This is a genomic window from Chelativorans composti, assembly GCF_039541695.1.
GTDB lineage: Bacteria > Pseudomonadota > Alphaproteobacteria > Rhizobiales > Rhizobiaceae > Chelativorans > Chelativorans composti.
On the sequence record NZ_BAABGS010000018.1, the window covers coordinates 127499 to 148103 of the forward strand.

Here is a 20605-nt window from a genome sequence, read left to right on the forward strand (position 1 = left end):
ACGTGCGGTTTTTTACTCCCTTGGTTGCTGCATTGCAACATAATTCCAGATTGGGATAAGTCTCCCTCAAACGGAATCCGACCCGCATGATCATAACGAAAGAAGAAGACCTTCGGCGCCTGCAGGAAATCGGCAGAATCGTCGCCAACACCCTGAAGGCAATGGGCGAGGCTCTTGAGCCGGGAATGACCACGGCGGAACTCGATGCACTCGGCCGCAAGCTGCTGGAGCAGGAGGGAGCCCAAACGGCGCCCGAGCTCGCCTACAACTTTCCGGGAGCGACCTGCATCAGCGTCAACGAGGAAGTCGCTCACGGCATCCCCGGCGACCGCCGCCTGCAGCCGGGGGATCTCGTCAACATCGACGTCTCGGCGATGAAGGATGGCTTCTTCGCCGACACCGGCGCGTCCTTTGCCATCCCGCCTGTCCCAAGTGCGATTGAGCGCCTTTGCCGCGACGGACGCAAGGCCATGTGGACCGGCATTCGCCAGGTGGGCGCAAACCGCAGGTATTCCGACATTGGTAACGCGATCGGCGCCTTCGCGCGCAAGAACCGCTACACGCTGATCCAGAATCTGGCGAGCCACGGCGTCGGCCGCTCTCTGCACGAATATCCGGAGGAGATCGCCACCTGGCCCGATCCTTCGGACCGGCGCCGGATGAAGGAAGGTCAGGTCTTCACCATCGAGCCGTTTCTCTCCCTCGGCGCGACCTGGGCGGAAGACGCCGGCGACGGTTGGACCCTTCTGAGTTCGCCCAGCCGGCCGACGGTTCAGTACGAGCACACGCTCGTTGTCACCCGCAACGGCGCGATGGTCGTCACCCTGCCCTCTTCGTGAAACGGTTCCGCCCGCGCATTTGCCACCGAGACTGGCAATCGTGGGCGGTCAGCCACGGCAAGAATGACGGGACGCGGCGCCCTGGCGCCGCCTGAAGGCAAGAAATCAGCCCGCGACGCCTCAGCCCGCTGCGGCCTCCATCTCCGCCAGAATGGCTTCGGCGGCAGTCTTGCGGTCGGGCGCTCCGACGATGGGCCGCGCCACCACGAGATGGCTCGCGCCCGCGCGAATGGCATCTGCGGGCGTGACCACGCGCTTCTGGTCGCCCGCATCCGCGCCCACGGGGCGGATCCCCGGTGTTACCACGGCAAGGTCCGGTCCCACCGTCTCGCGGATCATCGCTGCCTCGGCCGCCGAGCACACCACGCCGCCCATGCCCGCGTCGCGCGCCTGCGCCGCTCGCTTCAGCACAAGCGACTTCGGGTCGGTGTCGTAGCCCGCCTCGATCAGATCCTGCTCGTCCATGGAGGTCAGCACCGTCACCCCGAGCAGACAGAGGCCGGAGCCCTCCGCGGCGGCAACCGCCGCCCGCATCGCCTTCGGATAGGCATGCAGCGTAAGCATCGACACGCCCATGCGCGCAATGTTTTCCACGCCCTTGGCCACCGTGTTGTCGATGTCGAGCAGCTTCATGTCGAGGAAGACCTTCTTGCCCGACTGGGCAAGCTCGCTGGCGAAGTCCAGCCCCCCGGCAAACACGAGCTGATAGCCGATCTTGTAGAAGTTGACCGTATCGCCCAGCTCCCGGACCACCTTCTCGGCCTCGGCCAGGGTTGGTACGTCCAGACCGACAATCAGGCGGTCCCGCATCTCGGCTGTGATGTCGGCTGTCATGGGCTTGCCTCCGCTGTTGGAATGAAATGCCTGCCTCGGGCGCGGATGCACTTTCGGCCCGACCGGTACCGGGCTCTGTACCCCTGAACTGCTCAAGGCTTGCGGAAGGCACAACTGGCACACTGCCCGCCGTCAGGCAACCCGATTCGCGCTGGATGCGATCCGTTCCTGGGCAATCTGGCCTATGGTGATACCACCTCATCTCCCGCAGGCGGGGAGGATGCGCCCCCCGGCTGGCCGCTAGGCCCGGGTCAGCCCCGCCCGTTCGATCAGCGCCCGGCACACATTGGCCATGCTCTTGCGCAGAGCATCGTCGCGGAAATTGCCTTCATCATCGAATGCGTCCTGCCCGCGCGGCACGGAGCACTGGGGCGATATCACCTCCGCCCCGCAGTGGACCAGGATTGCCCTCAGGTGATTTATGGCGCGGATGCCCGCGTAATTGCCGTTGGAAGAGGAGCAGAGCGCCATGACCTTGCCCTTGAAGGCACGGAAGGGTTGTCCCTGCCGGTCCTGATTGACCCGGCTCACCCAGTCGATAGTGTTCTTGAGCAGGGGCGGAACGGATGCGTTGTACTCCGGCGTGGCAATCAGGAGGCCATCATGCGCGGCGATCATGTGGGCAAGCCGGACCGCAGGCTCCGGCACGCCCGACTCCCGCTCGAGATCCTGGTTCATGAGCGGGAGAGGATAATCCGCCAGCGAAATGCGTGTGACCGCGGCGCCCTGCAGGGCGAGCTCACGCACCGCCGCATCCGCCGTCTTTCCGCTGAAGGCGCCGGCGCGGATCGACCCGGCGAAGACGAGAATGCGCGGACCCGCTCCGTTCACTGCTCAGGCCCGCTTCTTGCCCGCGTCCGACCCTTCCGGCCGCCGGTAGATCCACAGATGTGCGGGCGGAATGTTGCGGACGATGAAGTCGAACCGGTCGACGGTGTAGCTTCCGCGGCCCGCCGGCACCGGCGACAGCGCTCCATACGTGATTTGCACGATCGGACGGCCCGCCGGCATGAGATCGAGCAGGGATTCCACCAGCCTGATGCGTGCCTCAACGGGGAAGTTCAGCATGGGAATGGCGGAGATGACCGCATCGAACCGCTGGCCCTTCCACGGGGCAAGCGCGGTTTCCAGGTCAAATGCATCTCCGTGCACGAAGTTCACGCCCGGCAGTTCCTGCGTCAGGCGGTCGACGAAATCTTTCGAGTATTCGATGGAAACGAGTTTTTCCGGCTTGATGCCCCTGGCAAGGATGGCGCGCGTGATGACTCCCGTCCCGGGTCCGAGCTCCAGCACCAGATCGTCGCTCTCCGGCCGCACGACCGAGGCCATCTTGCGGGCCGTCACACCGCTGGTCGGGACGATCGCGCCGACTGCCTTCGGCTTGTCGATCCAGCCCTTGAAGAACCGCAGCTCCTCATCAAACTTCGCGGCGAGAACCTCCTTGACCTTGCTCATGTCATTCTCCCTCCTGCAAGCCTTCCGTCCCCCTCTCCGATCCCACTTGGCGCATGTTATATGAAGGCTCGCCGCCGTAAATCTATTCTTTGCCGAATGACTCGAAGAATTCCTTCATTCTCTTGAAGAAACCGGTGGATTGGGGACTGTTTTCCTGGGAAGAGATCCTCTCGAACTCTTCGAGAAGTTCTCTCTGCCGTTTGGTCAGATTCTGCGGCGTCTCCACAACGATCTGTATGTAAAGGTCACCGTATTGCTGTTGCCGTAATACGGGCATGCCCTTGCCGCGCAGACGGAACTGCCGGCCGTTCTGCGAGCCTTCCGGCACCTTCACCCGCGTCTGCGTACCGTCCAGCGTCGTCACCTCGAACGAGCCGCCCAGGGCAGCCGTCGTCATCGAAATGGGAACCCTGCAGTAGAGGTCCGCACCGTCGCGCTGGAAGAACTCATGCGGCTTGATGGAAAGGAAGATGTAGAGGTCACCGGGCGGTCCACCGCGCAGACCCGCCTCGCCCTCGCCGGCCAGGCGGATACGCGTGCCGTCCTCGATGCCGGCGGGAATGTTGACCGACAGCTTGCGCTCCTCGACCGTACGCCCCTGCCCCGCGCACTTGGGGCACGGATCCTCGATGATCTGGCCGCGGCCCTGGCACTGCGGACAGGTCCGCTCCACGGCGAAGAAGCCTTGTGTGGCGCGGATACGTCCGATGCCGTTGCACATGCGGCACTGCACGAGCGAAGAGCCCGGCCGGGCGCCGGAACCTGAGCATTCGGTGCAGGTGACGGAGGTCGGCACATGGATCTGGGCTGTCTTGCCCGTGTACGCCTCTTCGAGCGTGATCTCCATGTTGTAGCGCAGGTCGGCGCCGCGCTCGCGGCCCGAACGGCGCCGGGAGGTTCCCATGATGTCGCCGAAGATGTCCTCGAAGATGTCGGCGAACCCGCTGGCGCTGAAACCGCCGCGCGCGCCCATGCCGCCGTTCTGGAAGGCATCGTGGCCGTAGCGGTCGTAGGCCGCGCGTTTCTGGGGGTCGCGCAGCGTCTCGTACGCCTCGTTGATTTCCTTGAACTTCTTCTCCGCCTCTGGATCACCCGGATTGCGGTCAGGGTGATACTGCATGGCGAGCTTGCGGAAAGCGGCCTTCAGCTCCTTTTCATCGGCATTTCGCGATACGCGGAGCGTCTCGTAGTAGTCCGGCTTCATTCAGGACGATCCCGCATGTCTGTCGAACGGATACCACTCCCCAACCGGGTTCCGTCTCGTCGTTAGGTTTCAAGGACCGACGCTATCACCTGCGACACCTCCCGGAGAGCACAGGCCGTTCGCATCGGTCGTCGCATTGGCACGGAAAGCCCGGGACGTGTCCCGGGCTTTCCTCAACTCTGATACGCGCTTCAGGCCTGCTTCTTGTCGTTGTCGTCGATTTCCTCGAAATCGGCGTCCACGACATCGTCGTTCTTGGCCTTGTTCTCCGACTGGCCGCCGGCAGCCTCGGCCTGGGAGGCCTCGTACATCGCCTGGCCGATCTTCATCGACGCCTCGGCAAGCGCGGCGGTCTTGGCCTTGATGTCTTCGACATCGTCGCCTTCCGTGGCCGAACGCAGGGCGGCGATGGCATCTTCGACCGCCTTGCGGTCATCGGCCGAGACCTTCTCGCCGTACTCCTTGAGCGACTTCTCCGAGCTGTGGAGCAGCGATTCTGCCTGGTTGCGGGCTTCCGCCAGCTCGCGGCGCTTCTTGTCGGCGGCGGCGTTGGCCTCGGCTTCCTTGATCATCCGCTCGATTTCGGCGTCAGACAGGCCGCCCGAAGCCTGGATGCGGATCTGCTGCTCCTTGCCGGTGCCCTTGTCCTTGGCCGACACGTTGACGATACCGTTCGCGTCGATGTCGAAGGTCACCTCGATCTGCGGCACGCCGCGCGGTGCGGGCGGAATGCCGACCAGGTCGAACTGGCCGAGCAGCTTGTTGTCCGCGGCCATCTCGCGCTCGCCCTGGAAGACCCTGATCGTCACGGCGTTCTGGTTGTCTTCCGCGGTCGAGAAGACCTGGCTCTTCTTGGTCGGAATGGTCGTGTTGCGCTCGATCAGGCGCGTGAACACGCCACCCAGCGTCTCGATGCCGAGCGACAGCGGCGTTACGTCGAGCAGCAGCACGTCCTTGACGTCACCCTGCAGCACACCGGCCTGGATCGCAGCGCCCATGGCCACGACCTCGTCCGGGTTGACGCCCTTGTGGGGCTCCTTGCCGAAGAAGTTGCGGACGGCTTCCTGCACCTTCGGCATGCGGGTCATGCCGCCGACCAGAACGACTTCGTCGATCTCGCCTGCCTTCAGGCCGGCATCCTTCAGGGCAGCCTTGCAGGGCTCGATCGTGCGCTCGATCAGGTCCTCGACCAGGCTCTCCAGCTTGGCGCGGGTGAGCTTCATGGCGAGGTGCTTCGGACCGGTCTGGTCAGCCGTGATGAACGGCAGGTTGATTTCCGTCTGCGCGGCCGACGACAGCTCGATCTTGGCCTTCTCGGCAGCTTCCTTCAGGCGCTGCAGGGCCAGCTTGTCGTTCTTGAGGTCGATACCGTGCTCCTTCTTGAACTCCTCGTTGAGGTAGTTCACGAGGCGCATGTCGAAGTCCTCGCCGCCGAGGAACGTGTCGCCGTTCGTGGACTTCACCTCGAAGACGCCGTCGCCGATCTCAAGGATCGAGATATCGAACGTACCGCCGCCAAGGTCATAGACGGCGATCGTCTTGCCGTCCTTCTTGTCGAGGCCGTAGGCGAGCGCCGCAGCGGTCGGCTCGTTGATGATGCGGAGCACATCGAGGCCGGCGATCTTGCCGGCGTCCTTGGTGGCCTGACGCTGAGCGTCATTGAAATAGGCCGGGACCGTGATGACAGCCTGCGTGACCGGCTCGCCGAGGTAGGCCTCCGCCGTCTCCTTCATCTTCTGAAGAATCATCGCGGAGATCTGCGAGGGCGAGTATTTCTTGCCCTGGGACTCGACCCAGGCGTCACCATTGTCGCCGGCGACAATCTTGTAGGGGACAAGCTTCTTGTCCTTCTCGACCATCGGGTCGTCGAAACGGCGGCCGATCAGTCGCTTGATTGCGAAGAACGTGTTTTCAGGATTGGTAACCGCCTGGCGCTTGGCAGGCTGGCCGACAAGGCGCTCGTTCGAATCGGTAAAGGCTACGATCGAAGGTGTGGTCCGTGCGCCTTCCGCATTCTCGATGACCTTCACGTCCCTGCCGTCCATAACAGCGACGCAGGAGTTGGTAGTACCCAGATCGATGCCAATGACTTTTGCCATTTATTCTCTCCACTTAGCAGACTGTCAGGACCCATCTTGGCGTTCCCGATGACAGCCCCTCTGACAAGAATGTTTGCTCACCGCTCAACGACCGAAGGCCGAGCCGCGACCTGCCGCGTATATAAGAAGCGCCCTTTTGAGGTGCAAGGCGGAGAAAGCATCGAATGCAGCCATTTTCGGATGCGGCTGCAACCCGCCCATAATCGACTAAAAATTGTATGATACCATTTCTTTAAACTTTGGCGCGATGATGTCCGCGTTGTGTACCCCTGAATAACGTGTGGATTGAGCAAAGTGCGAAAGTACGTTCTCCTGTTGGGGGGTATTGCGTTTCTTGTGTTGGCAAGGAACTGCATCGCAGCGCCTGTCGCCGAAGTAAGTGCACGGACCGCGGCGGCTTCGCATGGCGTCGCTGGCGAAGTCGTCTTGGCCAAGGCCGTCGCCACTCCCGGCGAAGACCGTAGCCAGGTCTTGAGCAAGGAGTGCATGGCAGTGACCATGTATGAAGAGCAGGAGGAAGCTACTCAGGGCGCCCTGGAGGTTCGGGTCGCCTACGGCTTTACCTTCTCGCCCGAGTACCCGTTAACGCTGTGCAGCATTCAGCCGCTGAACACAGCGTAAGGAGTTTCAGCGTAAAGAGTTCGAGTATTCCGTGCATCCCTCTGGTGTAAGGTGTACCAAGCAAGAACCCGGCGTCACTGGCCTGACGCCGGGTTACCCTGGAAGCGGGTGCAATCCCGTCAATACGGTCATCACCGAGGCCCCCCGCGGCGAATGCAGGGCACCCCGATCCGGCCGAGGGCAATCAGGCGCGCAGCACGCCGCCCGTCTGTTTGGCCACGTTGTCGACGATGCGCTTGGAAAGCGCCTCGAAATCCTCGTCGGTCAGCGTCTTGTCGGTCGGCTGCACCGTTACCTCGATCGCTATCGACTTCTTGCCGGCGCCCAGCGCCTCGCCCTCGAACACGTCGAACACGGTCACGCCCGTGATCAGCTTCTTGTCGGCGGCAGCGGCAGCGCGCATCACCGTGGCGGCCTGCACCTTGCGGTTGACCACGAAGGCGAAGTCGCGCGTGACCGCCTGGAACGGCGAAAGATCCAGCCGCGGCTTGGTCCGGGTCGGACGCGCCTTCGGCTCCGGAATGGCATCGAGGAACACCTCGAAGCCGCAGATCGGCCCGGTCACGTCCATCTCCTCGAGCAGCTTGGGATGGAACTCGCCGAACGTGGCCAGAACCATCGGCCCCATCTTGAGGGTGCCGCTGCGACCGGGGTGGTACCAGCTCGGACCGCCTGCCTCGATCTGCACACGTTCGGCCGGAACGCCGCAGGCTTCCAGCACGGCGAGCGCATCAGCCTTGGCGATGAACACGTCCACCGGCGCGACGTTGCCCGACCAGCTGCGACCCTGTCCTTCCGGACGCGCCGTGCCGCGGCGCACGCCGGCGGCCACGCGGCGCTGGTCCTCGGGCCGGTCGCCCTCGTAGGTCGCGGCCACCTCGCACAGCGCGACATCGCGGAAGCCGCGGTCGCCGTTGCGCTTTGCCGCGGCGATGAGGCCGGGCAACAGCGAAGGCCGCATGGTCGAAAGGTCGGCCGCAATCGGGTTCGCGAGCTTGATCAGCGGACGGTTCTCGGCGAACAGCCGCGCCTGCGGCTCGGAAATGAAGGACCAGGTGACGGCCTCCATCATGCCGCGCACGGCGAGCGCCCGGCGTGCCATCCGCGTGCGGATCTGCGCCGTCGTGAGGATCTTTCCGCTCACCGAATCCTTGGAAATCATCGGCTGCGGCTCGATCCGGTTGACGCCATGGATGCGCATGACCTCTTCCACCAGGTCAGCCTTGCCGTCGACGTCAGGACGCCAGGACGGAACCTTCACGTCCACCACCTCGCCCTCGCCCAGCGGCTCGAAGCCGAGGCGCTTGAGGATGGCGTGGCTTTCCTCGGCCGGAACGTCGAGGCCGGTCAGCCGCTTCACCTCGGAAGCCGGGAACTTCACGACCTTCGGCTCGAACGGCTTGAAGCCGACGGCGCGGATTTCGGTCGGCTCGCCGCCGCAAAGGTTCAGCACCATCTTCGTCGCCAGCTCCAGTCCCGGAATGGCGAACTCCGGATCGACGCCACGCTCGAACCGGTAGCGCGCGTCGGTGATGATGCCGAGGTCGCGGCCCGTGCGCGCGATGTTGAGCGGCGACCACAGCGCCGACTCGATCAGCACGTCGGTGGTGCTCTCGTCACAGCCCGACAGCTCGCCGCCCATGATGCCGGCGATGGATTCGACCCCCTTTTCGTCGGCGATGACGCAGTTTTCAGGCGTCAGCGCGTATTCGCGGCCATCGAGCGCCAGGATCTTCTCGCCGTCCTTCGCGCGGCGGATGACCAGGTTACCGGCCACCTTCGCGGCGTCGAACACGTGCAGCGGGCGGCCGCGATCGAAGGTGATGTAGTTGGTGATGTCGACAAGCGCGTTGATCGGGCGCAGACCGATGGCGATCAGGCGCTGCTGCAGCCACTTCGGCGACGGGCCGTTCTTCACCCCGCGCACGAGGCGCAGGCCGAAGCCCGGGCAGAGTTCCGGTGCTTCGATGACCACGTCGACCGGGCAGACCCCCTTCCCCGGAACCGGCGCGACCGTACCATCCTTCAGCTTGCCGAGGCCGGCCGCCGCCAAATCGCGCGCAATGCCATGGACGCTGGTGCAGTCTGGACGGTTCGGCGTGAGCCCGATTTCGATCACCGGATCGTCGAGCTTCGCCCATTCGGCGAAGGACTGGCCGACCGGCGCGTCCTCCGGCAGTTCGATGATGCCGTTGTGCTCGTCGGAAAGCTGCAGCTCCCGCTCGGAGCACATCATGCCGTGGCTTTCGACGCCGCGGATCTTGCCTACGGAAAGAGTAATGCCCGTACCCGGGATGTAGGTGCCGGGCTTGGCGAAGGCGCCGATCAGGCCCGCGCGCGCATTCGGCGCGCCGCAGACGACCTGGATGAGCTGGCCCGAGCCGTCATCTACGCGCAACACGCGCAGGCGGTCCGCGTCCGGATGCTGCTCGGCGCTGACGACCTTGGCGATAACGAACGGCTTCAGTTGGGACTTGTCGTCGACGGATTCGACCTCCAGCCCGATCATGGTCAGCGTTTCGACGATCTGGTCGAGCGAGGCGTCGGTATCAAGGTGATCCTTGAGCCAGGAAAGCGTGAATTTCATGGTTTTTCTGCCTGCCCTGAAGGTTAGCTGCTCAGACCGCCGAACAGCGTCGGCAGATCAAGCGGACGGAAGCCATAGTGTTCGAGCCAGCGCACATCCGCGTCGAAGAACGCGCGCAGGTCCGGCATGCCGTACTTAAGCATCGCAATACGGTCGATGCCCATGCCCCAGGCGAAGCCCTGGTACTCGTCCGGGTCGAGCCCGCCGTAGCGCAGCACGTTGGGGTGCACCATGCCGCAGCCGAGGATTTCCATCCAGTCGTTACCCTCGCCGAAGCGCACCTCGCCCGGACGCGAGCGGTCGCACTGGATGTCTACCTCGAGGCTCGGTTCCGTGAACGGGAAGAAGCTCGGGCGGAAGCGCATGTTGAGAGAAGAGACCTCGAAGTAGGCCTTGCAGAACTCGGTCAGCACCCACTTCATGTTGGCGATGTTGGCCGTCTTGTCGATCACCAGGCCCTCGAGCTGATGGAACATCGGCGTGTGGGTGGCGTCGGAGTCGGCGCGATAGGTCTTGCCGGGAATGACGATTCGGATCGGCGGCTTCTTGGCCTCCATGGTGCGGATTTGCACCGGCGAGGTGTGCGTGCGCAGAAGCTTCCGCTCGCCCTGGGCATTGGGCTCGAGGAAGAACGTGTCGTGCATCTCGCGCGCCGGATGGCCTTCGGGGAAGTTGAGCGCCGTGAAGTTGTAGTAGTCGGTCTCGATGTCCGGACCCTCGGCAATCTCGAAGCCGAGGTCGCCGAAAATGGCGGTGATCTCGTCGATCACCTGGCTGATCGGATGGATGCGACCCCGCTCCGCCGCAGGCTTCGCCACGGGCAGCGTCACGTCCACGCGCTCGCGCTCCAGGCGTGCCGCGATTGCCGCCTCGCGCAGCTCGGTGCGGCGTGCCGTGATCGCGTCCGTGATCCGGTTCTTGAGCCCGTTGATGACCGGCCCCATCGTCTGGCGCTCTTCCGGTGTCATCGAGCCCAGCATCTTGAGCTTCTCCGAGATCGATCCCTTCTTGCCGAGGGCGGAGACGCGCACGGCTTCAAGCGCCGCCTCATCGCCCGCTGCAGCAATCTCGTCGAGCAGCTGCTTTTCCAGTTGGTCCAGATCGTTCATCATCTTCCCTTGCCCTCGGCACTGCGTCTTGGCCGCATACCAGGTTGTTGCGTCACCGCCTCCGTGCGCGCCGGCGCTGCGGAAGCTCTTCCGTCTCATGCCACCCGCTTCACTTGTGATCCTGCAGGTGAGAAAAAGAAAACCCGCGCCAGCCTGCCAGCGCGGGTTCCCGAACTTGGATGTATAGGTTGTCGGGAGCGCTGGGCTTAGGCGACCGCGCTCTCAAACTCGTTCGGCGTGCCGTTCTTGAGGTACTCAAGAGCGGTCTTGGCCTTGGCCACGAGCGCGGCAAACGCCTGTGGCTCATGGATGGCCATGTCGGACAGGACCTTGCGATCGATCTCGATGCCAGCCTTGTTCAGGCCGTCGATGAAGCGGCCATAGGTCAGGCCATGCTCGCGGGCAGCCGCATTGATGCGCTGGATCCACAGGGCGCGGAAATTACGCTTCTTGTTGCGGCGGTCGCGATAGGCATACTGCAGCGAACGCTCAACCGCCTGCTTGGCGATGCGGATCGTGTTCTTGCGACGACCGTAGAAACCCTTGGCGGCCTTCAGAACCTTCTTGTGCTTGGCATGGGCGGTAACGCCCCTCTTCACGCGTGCCATTGCATGATCTCCTTACTGTAACTGCGCCGCTCTTAGAGTCCGTACGGGGCGTAATTCTTGATGATCTTGGCGTCCGCGTCGGACAGGACCATCGTGCCGCGAGCGTTACGGATAAACTTGTTGCTGCGCTTGATCATGCCATGGCGCTTGCCGGCAGCCTGCACCTTCACCTTGCCGGTGGCGGTGAGCTTGAAGCGCTTCTTGACCGATGACTTGGTCTTCAGTTTGGGCATTTTGCTTCTCCAGTTGTATGCGCGCCGTAGGCGCTTGTTTTCTTCGGGCCGCCAAGCCCGCAAGCATTATGAACCGCCACGGCATGCCCTGCCGGGCGGTTCAGAACAGGCCGTCTCATAACAGCAAGTTCCCGGCCGCGCAAGTGCCGCGCGGCCCGGGACTATTGCAGATTGGACTGAAATTACCGTGGAGCCAGAACCATCATCATCTGGCGGCCTTCGAGCTTGGGCTCGACTTCGACCTTGGCGAAGGCCTCGGTGTCCTGCTTCACCCGGTCGAGCAGCTTCATGCCGAGCTCGAGGTGAGCCATTTCACGCCCGCGGAAACGCAGGGTCAGCTTCACCTTGTCGCCGTCCTCGAAGAAGCGTTTCACCGCCCGCATCTTCACCTCGTAATCGTGGTGATCGATGTTCGGACGCATCTTGATCTCTTTGATCTCGACTGTCTTCTGCTTCTTCCGCGCTTCCGCGGCCTTCTTCTGGCCGAGATACTTCAGCTTGCCGAGGTCAGCGATCTTGGTGACGGGCGGGGTAGCGTTCGGTGCGATTTCCACCAGATCAAGCCCGGCTTCTTCTGCAGCAGCAAGGGCTTCCTCCAGGGATACCTCACCACGATTCGTACCGTCCGCATCAATAAGCTGCACCCTGGGGGCGCGAATCTCACGGTTGGCACGAGGGCCTTCTTTTACAATGGGCGCTGCTTTAAATGGCTTGCGAATGGTCGTTATCTCCACGTCGTTGATACAATATTGACTGCTCACAGCGGGCATCACTCGCCATGTGCGCAGTCAATTTCTTAGGTCAATAGCACAACCTGTGCAAAGAATCACGGGGGGGGGGGAGATGAAACCCGGTTTCGATTTCCGCGGTTAAGCGCTAAAGCGGTTCAGGGGGACGGCACGCGCTGGTTTTTCAGCCCGAACCCTCGCAAGACGAACTGACCGGGCAGCACCAGACCTGGACAGGAACTGGAACTGCTCCCGGTTGACACGCTTGCGCCGCCCGGCGGGCGGCCACCGGCAGGGATGGGATGTATCATGAATGAGTTGGAACCCGAAATGATTGAGGTCGATGGCGTGAAGATCGCGGTGCGCCATCGGGACGGTTCGGCGCCGGGCGTCATGTGGCTCGGCGGCTACAAGTCCGACATGCGGGGCACCAAGGCCCAGGTCCTGCACGAGTGGGGCATCCAGAACGGCGTCATGGTCACCCGCCACGACTATTCCGGTCACGGCGAGTCCGGTGGCGACTTCAAGGAGGGAACCATTTCCCGCTGGCTCAACGAAAGTCTCGCCGTCTTCCACCGCTTCACCGCGGGCAGCCAGATCCTTGTCGGCTCCTCCATGGGCGCCTGGATCGCGCTGCGCATGGTCCAGGAACTGGTGAAGGCGGGCCAGGCGAACCGTCTGGCCGGCCTGCTTCTGATCGCACCGGCGCCGGACTTCACCTCGGAGCTCATCGAGCCGAGATTGACCGACGAGCAGCGCCGCATCCTCGAGGAAAAGGGCAAGCTCGAGCAGCCCTCGCAATACTCCGACCAGCCCTACGTCTACACGAAGGCGCTGATCGATGACGGCCGCAACAACCGCGTACTCGACGGCATCATCGACACTCACTGCCCGGTCCACATCCTGCAGGGCATGGCCGACCCGGACGTGCCGTACCGCCACGCCCTGCGCCTGCTCGAACATCTGCCGAAAGATGACGTGACCCTCACGCTGATCCGCGACGGCGACCATCGCCTGTCGCGTCCGCAGGACCTCTCGCTGATGATCAAGGCCCTGACGGCCCTGCGCGAGGTCTCGCTTGGGCGAACGCCCTAATATGGATTAGTTGCGGGGCATGATTATTTCAGACGTTTGAACGCGCCGTTCTTGAAGGGGAGGGCAGGGGTATCCATGTGTCCCCTAGCAGCCACTTCCGGCTGGCCTTGATGAGAGGACACCGAAGATGACCCAATCCGCCCTCCGCCCGGCCTGGACGCCCGCCACCATTGCCCTAATGGTCCTGGGCTTCATTGTCTACTGGCCGCTCGGCCTTGCTATGCTGGCCTACATCCTTTGGGGTGACCGGCTCGGCAGCTTCAAGACCGAGGTGAACCGCGTCACCGATGGCATGTTTGCCAACTGCCGCGGAGGCCGCCATGCCGGCGCGCCGCGCGCGACCGGCAATGTCGCCTTTGACGAGTGGCGCGCCGGGGAGCTTGCGCGACTTGAGGAAGAGCGCCGCAAGCTGGACGCCATGCGTGACGAGTTCGACGACTACATGCGCGAACTTCGCCGCGCCCGCGATCAGGAAGAATTCGAGCGTTTCATGCAGAACCGCAACCGTCCCGCCCCGTCGGCGGACGGCACGCATTCGGCCTGACCCGTTTCACGACCGGAGGCGGCGCGGCGAGCGCCGCCTTCTCCCTTTCCGCTTCCCCTCACATTGCAGGTCGTTTAACCCTGTAGGCTGATCGCCGAATCAATCTTTCCGATCCATGTCGCTGCTGCGCTTCAGATCCCCGTTCCGCGAGCCGCCCCAGCCCCGGGAGCGGATGCACGAGGTCGCGGGCAGGGCGGTTCCCCTGAAGATCGTGGAAAATGCCCGCGCCCGGCGGCTGACGCTGCGCATCGCCACGGGCGGGCAGGGGTTGCGCGTAACCGTTCCGCCCGGTGTTCCGGATGCGGAAATCCAGCGGTTTCTGGAGCGCCACCAGGGCTGGCTCGAGGAGAAGTACCGGAAATATCCCCCTGATGCGCTCGTGCGGCCCGGTATCAGGCTGCCGCTCCGCGGCAAGCCGCACCGGATCGTTCATGTCGAGGCAAGCCGCGGACTGGCCACCGCCACCGTTCTCGACGGCGAGCCCGTTCTGCTCGTACCCGGCGCCATCGAGCACCTGCCGCGCCGCGTAGCCGATTTTTTGAAGCGAGAGGCAAAGACCCACATCGAACCGCTGGTCGCGACCCACACGGCCACCGTCGGAAGACGCGCCAAGGCCATCCGCTACAAGGACACGAGCAGCCGCTGGGGCTCCTGCACCGCGGACGGCGTTCTCTCCTTTTCCTGGCGCATCATGATGGCCCCATCCCCGGTGATCAATTATCTCGTCGCGCACGAGGTTGCTCATCTCAGGGAAATGAACCACGGGCCGAGGTTCTGGAAGCTCTGCACGGAACTCTGTCCCGACACGGAGCGCTGCCGCGATTGGCTGAAGCGCAACGGGACCGCCCTGCAGGCGCTCCGCTTCGAGTGATTTTCCCCCTGGGTCAGCTTCGCACCTCGACTTCTGCTGCAATTCATGGCACTCCACCGGCCATGACGCTGGACATCAAGATTTGCGGCCTGAAGACGGAGGAGGCCGTGGCGGCCGCCCTGGAGGGGGGAGCAAGCCACATCGGTTTCATCTTCTTCGAGAAGAGCCCGCGCCACGTATCCGTCGCCGAGGCAGCCCGCCTGCGCGGGGCCGCGCGGGGCAGGGCGCTTGCCGTCGCCGTGACCGTGGATGCCGACGATGCCTCGCTCGACACCATCGTTGCGGCCATGCAGCCGGATGTTCTTCAGCTCCACGGGAGGGAAACTCCCGACCGTGTTGCCGAGTTGAGGACGCGTTACGGCCTGCCGGTGATGAAGGCCATTTCGATCCGCGACGCGGAAGACCTTGCCGCAATCGCGCCGTATCGCGGCGTGACCGACCGTTTCCTGTTGGATGCCAAGCCGCCGGCCGGCGCGGAGCTTCCCGGCGGCAACGGCATCGCCTTCGACTGGGCGATCCTCGCTTCCCTTGACGCCGATGTGGATTACATGCTTTCCGGTGGGATTAACGCTGGAAATATCGGCGCGGCGCTTCAAATGGTAAAACCTTCCGGCGTCGATGTCTCATCCGGTGTCGAAAGGGCGCCCGGAGAAAAGGACCCTGAAAAGATCCGCGCGTTTTTCCGGGCTGTTCGGGCTTTAGATTCACGAGGAGCGGCATGACCAAGCCGATGGAACCAAACTCTTTCCGGACTGGCCCCGACGAGCAGGGCATGTTCGGCATTTTTGGCGGGCGCTTCGTCGCCGAGACGCTGATGCCGCTCATCCTCGATCTGGAGAAGCACTGGAAGCGGGCCAAGAACGATCCCGAGTTCCAGGCCGAGCTGAAGCAGCTTTCGACCTTTTATGCCGGCCGCCCCTCCAAGCTCTATTTCGCCGAGAACCTGACCCGGCATTTGGGCGGCGCGAAGATCTACCTGAAGCGTGAGGACCTGAACCACACCGGCAGCCACAAGATCAACAACTGCCTGGGCCAGATCCTGCTCGCCAAGCGCATGGGAAAGACGCGCATCATCGCCGAGACCGGCGCCGGCCAGCATGGCGTGGCCTCCGCCACCGTCTCCGCGCGCTTCAACTTCCCTTGCGTCGTCTACATGGGCGCCACCGACGTGGAGCGGCAGAAGCCCAACGTTTTCCGCATGAAGCTGCTCGGCGCCGAGGTTCGCCCTGTCACCGCCGGCCATGGCACCCTGAAGGACGCCATGAACGAGGCGCTGCGTGACTGGGTCACCAATGTCGAGAACACCTATTACCTGATCGGCACCGCCGCCGGTCCGCATCCCTATCCCGAGATGGTCCGCGAGTTCCAGGCCGTCATCGGCAAGGAAGCCCGCGAGCAGATCCTGGAGCAGGAGGGTCGCCTGCCGGATGTCGTCATCGCCGCCGTTGGCGGTGGCTCAAATGCCATCGGCATCTTCCATCCGTTCCTTGACGACAAGGGCGTTGAGATCATCGGCGTGGAAGCTGGCGGGCGCGGCCTCGACGGCATCGAGCACTGCGCCTCGATGAACGCGGGCCGCCCCGGTGTCCTGCATGGCAACCGCACCTATCTGCTGCAGAATGAGGACGGCCAGATCCTCGACGGCCACTCGATCTCCGCCGGCCTCGACTACCCCGGCGTCGGCCCCGAGCACGCCTGGCTGAAGGACACCGGCCGCGTGAAATACGTGCCCATTCTGGACGACGAGGCGCTTGAAGCCTTCAAGCTCACCACGAAGCTGGAAGGGATCATCCCCGCGCTGGAGTCCGCGCACGCCATCGCCCAGGCGATCAAGGTGGCCCCGACCATGGGCAAGGACCAGATCATGATCGTCAATCTCTCCGGCCGCGGCGACAAGGACGTCCATACGGTCGCGAAGATGATGGGCATGGAGATCTGAGCATGTCGCAGAACGAAGCAGGAAAGCCCGGCATGAGCTCCACCCGCATCGACGACCTCTTCGCCCGGCTGAAGCAGGAGGGCCGTCCGGCCCTGGTGACCTATTTCATGGGAGGCGATCCGGACTACGAGACCTCACTCGCCATCATGAAGGCGCTGCCGAAGGCAGGCGCCGATATCATCGAGCTCGGCATGCCCTTCTCCGACCCGATGGCCGACGGCCCCGCCATTCAGGCGGCCGGCCTGCGTGCCCTCAAGGGCGGCCAGACGCTTGCCCGCACGCTCAAGATGGCCGAGGAGTTCCGCCGCGAGGACAACACCACGCCGATCGTGATGATGGGCTACTACAACCCCATCTATATCTACGGCGTGGATCGCTTCCTGGCCGACGCGAGGGCTGCCGGCATCGATGGCTTCATCGTGGTGGACCTGCCGCCGGAGATGGACGAGGAGCTGTGCATTCCGGCTTTGAAGGCCGGCCACAACTTCATCCGCCTGGCGACGCCTACCACCGATGATAACCGTCTTCCGAAGGTGCTCGAAAACACATCCGGCTTCGTCTACTACGTCTCCATGACTGGAATCACCGGTTCGGCCCTGTCTGACACCGCGAAGGTCAAGGACGCGGTCGCCCGCATCAAGTCGCATACGGACCTGCCGGTCTGCGTAGGCTTCGGCGTCAAGACCGCCGAGCAGGCGAGGGTGATCGGCGCCTCCGCCGACGGCGTCGTCGTGGGCACCGCCATCGTCAATGCCGTGGCGAACGTGCTGGGCCCCGACGGCCAGAAGACGGCCGACCCGGCCGAGGCGGTCGCAACGCTTGTGCGCGGTCTCGCGAAGGGTGTGCGCGAAGCTCGCCAGGCCGCAGCCGAACAAACGACTTAATTTTGCCGGATAGTATCGCCGCGCAAGTAGAGTAAGAGTTTCCGATGAACTGGATCACCAATTTCGTACGGCCCAAAATCAACTCCATGCTTGGCCGGAGGGAGATACCGGAGAACCTCTGGATCAAATGCCCCGAAACGGGCGAGATGGTTTTCCACAAGGATCTCGAGGAGAACCAGTGGGTCGTGCCGTCGTCCGGCGCGCACATGAAGATCTCGGCGAAAAACCGTCTGAAGTTCTTCTTCGACGACGGTGTCTACGAAATCCTTGAGAATCCCAAGGTTCCGGTTGACCCGCTCAAGTTCCGCGACGAGCGCCGCTACACCGACCGCCTGCGCGACGCCAAGGCCAAGACCGGCCTCGACGACGCCGTGCTGAACGCTGTCGGCCGCATTGAGGGCCTCGAGGTCGTCGCCACCGTGCAGGACTTCGCCTTCATCGGCGGATCGCTCGGCATGGCCGCGGGCGAAGCCATCATCAAGGGCTTCGAGGTTGCCGTCGAGCGCCGCCTGCCGCTCGTGCTCTTCGCCGCTTCCGGCGGCGCGCGCATGCAGGAAGGCATCCTTTCGCTCATGCAGCTGCCGCGCACGACCGTGGCGGTGGACCGCTTCAAGGAGGCTGGTCTGCCCTACATCGTCGTGCTTACCAACCCGACCACGGGCGGCGTGTCTGCGTCCTACGCGATGCTGGGCGACATCCACATTGCCGAACCTGGCGCCGTCATCGGCTTTGCCGGCGCCCGCGTGATCGAGCAGACCATCAGGGAGAAGCTGCCGGAAGGCTTCCAGCGCTCCGAATACCTGCTCGAGCATGGCATGGTCGACATGGTCGTCTCCCGTCTCGAGCTGAAATCGACCATCGCCCGCCTGCTGAAGATCCTGCTGAAGGTGGACCCGGCTGCCAGCGCCCCGTCCGTGCTCCCCGCGGAACCGGCCCTCGCGGCAAACGCCTGATCGGGGCATTGGAGCTAGGACGTTCATGAGCAAGGCTGCGCGGCTGATCGAGCGCCTGTCGGAGCTGCACCCGAAGGGCTTCGACCTGTCCCTGGAGCGGATCAGCCGCCTCCTTGAACGGCTCGGCAATCCGCACCTGCGCATGCCGCCGGTGATCCACATCGCCGGCACCAACGGCAAGGGCTCGGCATCGGCCTTCAGCCGCGCCCTGCTGGAAGCAGCCGGCCATACCGTTCACGTCCACACGTCTCCCCATCTCGTAAACTGGCACGAGCGTTACCGTATCGGCACGCCTGGCGGAGGGCGTCTGGTCGGGGACGACGTTCTCGCCGATGCCCTGCAGCGCGTGGCGGATGCCAATCAGGGCGAGAAGATCACCGTTTTCGAGCTGCTGACGGCCGCCATGTTCCTGCTCTTTACGGAGCACCCTGCCGACGCCGCGATTCTGGAGGTCGGCCTTGGCGGGCGTTTCGACGCCACCAACGTCATTCCAAGCCCGGCCGTCAGCGTCATCATGCCGATCTCGCTCGACCATCAGGCATTCCTCGGCGACCGCGTGGAGCTGATTGCCTCCGAGAAGGCCGGGATCATCAAGCGCGGCTGTCCCGTGGTCATCGGTTACCAGGAATGGGATACGGCCCGCGACGTCCTCATCGAGAGAGCCGAACGCCTGCGCTGCCCGCTCAGGGTCTACGGACAGGACTTCGTGGCCCACGAGGAGCGGGGCCGGCTCGTCTATCAGGATGAAGACGGCCTGCTCGATCTGCCGTTGCCGCGCCTGCGCGGCCGCCACCAGCTCGCCAACGCCGCCGCGGCCATTGCCGCGGTGAAATCCGCGGGTTTCAGCCTCACCCTGGAGGCGGCCGAAACCGCCATGCAGGCGGTAACCTGGCCGGCGCGGCTCCAGCAACTCACCAGTGGCCCGCTGGTCGACCTTGCCCCGGAAGGGGCCGAGCTCTGGCTCGATGGCGGGCATAACCCGGATGCCGGTGCGGTGATTGCCGAGGCTCTCGCCGCGGTCGAAGAGCGCCATCCCCGCCCTCTGATCCTGGTTGCGGGCATGATCAACACCAAGGACCAGACCGGCTTCTTCCGTGCCTTCCAGGGCATGGCCCGGCGCGTCTACACCGTTCCGATCACCAGCAGCGAAGCGGGTGTTCCCCATGACGTGCTTGCCGCGCGTGCGATGGAAGCGGGCCTTGAAGCCGAGCCCATGAGCAGCGTCGAAAGCGCTCTCTCCCTGCTTCGGGACACCTGGACCGGCGATGTCGCCCCCCGCATTCTCATCTGCGGCTCGCTCTATCTCGCCGGCGACGTGCTCGCGGCAAACAACATGCCGCCCACCTGAGCGGTCGGCTGTAGTCAGCGAAACCGGATTGTCCTCCTGAAAAATCAGGCACGTGGCTGCACCGAGTGCCGATGTCTCCTCTTCCCCCACAGCAGTGGATGGGCCGGCACGGACTTGGTGCCAAATCTCCAGCGATTGCGATTTGCCGAACCGTGGATGCAACGCCTGAAATCGCACGGGGGGAACGGAGATCGAGCTCCATCGATCAGAAGGTCTTATCCCCTCGCACGTTAGCCAACATCACTCAGCCCATTGACTTCAAATAAAAAAGCCCGGGCCGAAGAGCCGGTCCCGGGCTTCTTGCTGTCTTGGAAACGTGTATCAGGCTGCCGAGCTGATCCAGGCGGCAAGCGCGGTCTTCGGCGCGGCGCCAACCTTCATGTCCGCGACCTCGCCGTTCTTGAACAGCATGAGGGTCGGGATCGACCGGATGCCATAGCGTGCCGCGATCTCGGGGTTCTCGTCGATGTTCAGCTTGGCAACCTTCACCTTGCCAGCGAATTCGGCGGCAAGCTCCTCGAGTGCCGGTGCGATCATCTTGCAGGGTCCGCACCACTCCGCCCAGAAGTCGACGACAACAGGTTCGCTGGACTGCAGCACATTGGCATCGAAGTTGCCAGCATTGACGGTGACGGTGGCCATAAGCCTCTCCTA

General features: G+C 63.8%; 21 protein-coding genes. 10 read left to right on the forward strand and 11 right to left on the reverse strand.

Annotated features, from left to right (window positions below; all coding sequences use genetic code 11):
• Positions 1-86 precede the first annotated feature (86 nt).
• Entirely contained in the window at positions 87-839 is a 753-nt protein-coding gene (gene map / locus ABD906_RS05985; RefSeq protein WP_345098625.1) for a type I methionyl aminopeptidase, read from the forward strand.
• Between the two features lie 120 nt (positions 840-959).
• Here the strand turns inward: map and pyrF are convergent, their stop codons facing one another.
• The 5 genes from pyrF to dnaK form a co-directional block, all read right to left on the reverse strand.
• Entirely contained in the window at positions 960-1673 is a 714-nt protein-coding gene (pyrF, locus tag ABD906_RS05990) for an orotidine-5'-phosphate decarboxylase (protein WP_165277291.1), read from the reverse strand.
• A gap of 240 nt (positions 1674-1913) precedes the next feature.
• On the reverse strand, positions 1914-2504 hold the full coding sequence (locus ABD906_RS05995; RefSeq protein WP_345098627.1) for an NADPH-dependent FMN reductase: 591 nt from the start codon (positions 2502-2504) through the stop codon (positions 1914-1916).
• Positions 2505-2507: 3 nt separating this feature from the next.
• Entirely contained in the window at positions 2508-3128 is a 621-nt protein-coding gene (pmtA, locus tag ABD906_RS06000; protein ID WP_165277293.1) for a phospholipid N-methyltransferase PmtA, read from the reverse strand.
• A gap of 82 nt (positions 3129-3210) precedes the next feature.
• A complete protein-coding gene (gene dnaJ, locus ABD906_RS06005) occupies positions 3211-4332 on the reverse strand; it encodes a molecular chaperone DnaJ (protein ID WP_165277294.1) in 1122 nt (373 codons plus the stop codon).
• A 191-nt stretch (positions 4333-4523) separates the two neighbouring features.
• Entirely contained in the window at positions 4524-6431 is a 1908-nt protein-coding gene (dnaK, locus tag ABD906_RS06010; RefSeq protein ID WP_165277295.1) for a molecular chaperone DnaK, read from the reverse strand.
• Positions 6432-6857: 426 nt separating this feature from the next.
• Here dnaK and ABD906_RS06015 point away from each other — a divergent pair, with 426 nt between their 5' ends.
• Positions 6858-7052, forward strand: coding sequence for a hypothetical protein (locus tag ABD906_RS06015; protein ID WP_165277296.1), 195 nt, complete (start codon positions 6858-6860; stop codon positions 7050-7052).
• 184 nt (positions 7053-7236) lie between these two features.
• Here the strand turns inward: ABD906_RS06015 and pheT are convergent, their stop codons facing one another.
• The 5 genes from pheT to infC all read right to left on the reverse strand — a co-directional run bounded on the left by pheT (position 7237) and on the right by infC (position 12308).
• Positions 7237-9639, reverse strand: coding sequence for a phenylalanine--tRNA ligase subunit beta (gene pheT / locus ABD906_RS06020; RefSeq protein ID WP_345098628.1), 2403 nt, complete (start codon positions 9637-9639; stop codon positions 7237-7239).
• Between the two features lie 23 nt (positions 9640-9662).
• Positions 9663-10748, reverse strand: coding sequence for a phenylalanine--tRNA ligase subunit alpha (gene pheS / locus ABD906_RS06025; protein ID WP_165277374.1), 1086 nt, complete (start codon positions 10746-10748; stop codon positions 9663-9665).
• A gap of 206 nt (positions 10749-10954) precedes the next feature.
• Positions 10955-11356: a 50S ribosomal protein L20 gene (rplT, locus tag ABD906_RS06030; protein WP_165277298.1), complete on the reverse strand. Its 402-nt coding sequence runs from the start codon at positions 11354-11356 to the stop codon at positions 10955-10957.
• Positions 11357-11388: 32 nt separating this feature from the next.
• A complete protein-coding gene (gene rpmI / locus ABD906_RS06035; protein ID WP_165277299.1) occupies positions 11389-11589 on the reverse strand; it encodes a 50S ribosomal protein L35 in 201 nt (66 codons plus the stop codon).
• Positions 11590-11771: 182 nt separating this feature from the next.
• Positions 11772-12308 carry a translation initiation factor IF-3 gene (infC, locus tag ABD906_RS06040; protein WP_345098766.1) on the reverse strand — a complete coding sequence of 179 codons (537 nt, stop codon included), beginning with the start codon at positions 12306-12308 and terminating at the stop codon, positions 11772-11774.
• Positions 12309-12614: 306 nt separating this feature from the next.
• Between infC and ABD906_RS06045 the strand changes: the two genes are divergently transcribed.
• The 8 genes from ABD906_RS06045 to ABD906_RS06080 all read left to right on the forward strand — a co-directional run bounded on the left by ABD906_RS06045 (position 12615) and on the right by ABD906_RS06080 (position 19951).
• A complete protein-coding gene (locus tag ABD906_RS06045) occupies positions 12615-13412 on the forward strand; it encodes an alpha/beta hydrolase (RefSeq protein WP_378188272.1) in 798 nt (265 codons plus the stop codon).
• A gap of 127 nt (positions 13413-13539) precedes the next feature.
• A complete protein-coding gene (locus tag ABD906_RS06050) occupies positions 13540-13956 on the forward strand; it encodes a DUF2852 domain-containing protein (protein ID WP_165277301.1) in 417 nt (138 codons plus the stop codon).
• Between the two features lie 115 nt (positions 13957-14071).
• On the forward strand, positions 14072-14827 hold the full coding sequence (locus tag ABD906_RS06055) for a YgjP-like metallopeptidase domain-containing protein (RefSeq protein WP_165277302.1): 756 nt from the start codon (positions 14072-14074) through the stop codon (positions 14825-14827).
• A gap of 62 nt (positions 14828-14889) precedes the next feature.
• The gene (locus ABD906_RS06060; RefSeq protein WP_165277303.1) at positions 14890-15549 is read left to right on the forward strand and encodes a phosphoribosylanthranilate isomerase; all 660 of its coding nucleotides are present in this window, start codon (positions 14890-14892) and stop codon (positions 15547-15549) included.
• The gene (gene trpB, locus ABD906_RS06065; protein ID WP_345098632.1) at positions 15546-16766 is read left to right on the forward strand and encodes a tryptophan synthase subunit beta; all 1221 of its coding nucleotides are present in this window, start codon (positions 15546-15548) and stop codon (positions 16764-16766) included. The genes ABD906_RS06060 and trpB overlap by 4 nt, the downstream gene beginning before the upstream one ends.
• A 32-nt stretch (positions 16767-16798) precedes the next feature.
• Positions 16799-17650 (forward strand): tryptophan synthase subunit alpha, encoded by an 852-nt coding sequence (gene trpA, locus ABD906_RS06070; RefSeq protein WP_345098767.1) that lies wholly within the window; start codon positions 16799-16801, stop codon positions 17648-17650.
• 44 nt (positions 17651-17694) lie between these two features.
• On the forward strand, positions 17695-18603 hold the full coding sequence (gene accD, locus ABD906_RS06075; protein WP_165277305.1) for an acetyl-CoA carboxylase, carboxyltransferase subunit beta: 909 nt from the start codon (positions 17695-17697) through the stop codon (positions 18601-18603).
• 25 nt (positions 18604-18628) lie between these two features.
• A complete protein-coding gene (locus tag ABD906_RS06080) occupies positions 18629-19951 on the forward strand; it encodes a bifunctional folylpolyglutamate synthase/dihydrofolate synthase (protein ID WP_345098634.1) in 1323 nt (440 codons plus the stop codon).
• A 321-nt stretch (positions 19952-20272) separates the two neighbouring features.
• Here the strand turns inward: ABD906_RS06080 and trxA are convergent, their stop codons facing one another.
• Positions 20273-20593 carry a thioredoxin gene (trxA, locus tag ABD906_RS06085; protein ID WP_165277307.1) on the reverse strand — a complete coding sequence of 107 codons (321 nt, stop codon included), beginning with the start codon at positions 20591-20593 and terminating at the stop codon, positions 20273-20275.
• Positions 20594-20605 lie beyond the last annotated feature (12 nt).

Bases quoted from the DNA above. Each gene is read 5' to 3' on its own strand.
- accD (WP_165277305.1), top strand. From the start codon at position 17,695: ATGAACTGGATCACCAATTTCGTACGGCCCAAAATCAACTCCATGCTT.
- pheT (WP_345098628.1), bottom strand. From the start codon at position 9,639: ATGAAATTCACGCTTTCCTGGCTCAAGGATCACCTTGATACCGACGCC.
- ABD906_RS06080 (WP_345098634.1), top strand. From the start codon at position 18,629: ATGAGCAAGGCTGCGCGGCTGATCGAGCGCCTGTCGGAGCTGCACCCG.
- pyrF (WP_165277291.1), bottom strand. From the start codon at position 1,673: ATGACAGCCGACATCACAGCCGAGATGCGGGACCGCCTGATTGTCGGT.
- ABD906_RS06045 (WP_378188272.1), top strand. From the start codon at position 12,615: ATGGGATGTATCATGAATGAGTTGGAACCCGAAATGATTGAGGTCGAT.
- map (WP_345098625.1), top strand. From the start codon at position 87: ATGATCATAACGAAAGAAGAAGACCTTCGGCGCCTGCAGGAAATCGGC.
- trpA (WP_345098767.1), top strand. From the start codon at position 16,799: ATGAGCTCCACCCGCATCGACGACCTCTTCGCCCGGCTGAAGCAGGAG.
- ABD906_RS06055 (WP_165277302.1), top strand. From the start codon at position 14,072: ATGTCGCTGCTGCGCTTCAGATCCCCGTTCCGCGAGCCGCCCCAGCCC.
- ABD906_RS06050 (WP_165277301.1), top strand. From the start codon at position 13,540: ATGACCCAATCCGCCCTCCGCCCGGCCTGGACGCCCGCCACCATTGCC.
- pmtA (WP_165277293.1), bottom strand. From the start codon at position 3,128: ATGAGCAAGGTCAAGGAGGTTCTCGCCGCGAAGTTTGATGAGGAGCTG.
- rpmI (WP_165277299.1), bottom strand. From the start codon at position 11,589: ATGCCCAAACTGAAGACCAAGTCATCGGTCAAGAAGCGCTTCAAGCTC.
- rplT (WP_165277298.1), bottom strand. From the start codon at position 11,356: ATGGCACGCGTGAAGAGGGGCGTTACCGCCCATGCCAAGCACAAGAAG.
- ABD906_RS06060 (WP_165277303.1), top strand. From the start codon at position 14,890: ATGACGCTGGACATCAAGATTTGCGGCCTGAAGACGGAGGAGGCCGTG.
- trxA (WP_165277307.1), bottom strand. From the start codon at position 20,593: ATGGCCACCGTCACCGTCAATGCTGGCAACTTCGATGCCAATGTGCTG.
- pheS (WP_165277374.1), bottom strand. From the start codon at position 10,748: ATGAACGATCTGGACCAACTGGAAAAGCAGCTGCTCGACGAGATTGCT.
- dnaJ (WP_165277294.1), bottom strand. From the start codon at position 4,332: ATGAAGCCGGACTACTACGAGACGCTCCGCGTATCGCGAAATGCCGAT.
- dnaK (WP_165277295.1), bottom strand. From the start codon at position 6,431: ATGGCAAAAGTCATTGGCATCGATCTGGGTACTACCAACTCCTGCGTC.
- trpB (WP_345098632.1), top strand. From the start codon at position 15,546: ATGACCAAGCCGATGGAACCAAACTCTTTCCGGACTGGCCCCGACGAG.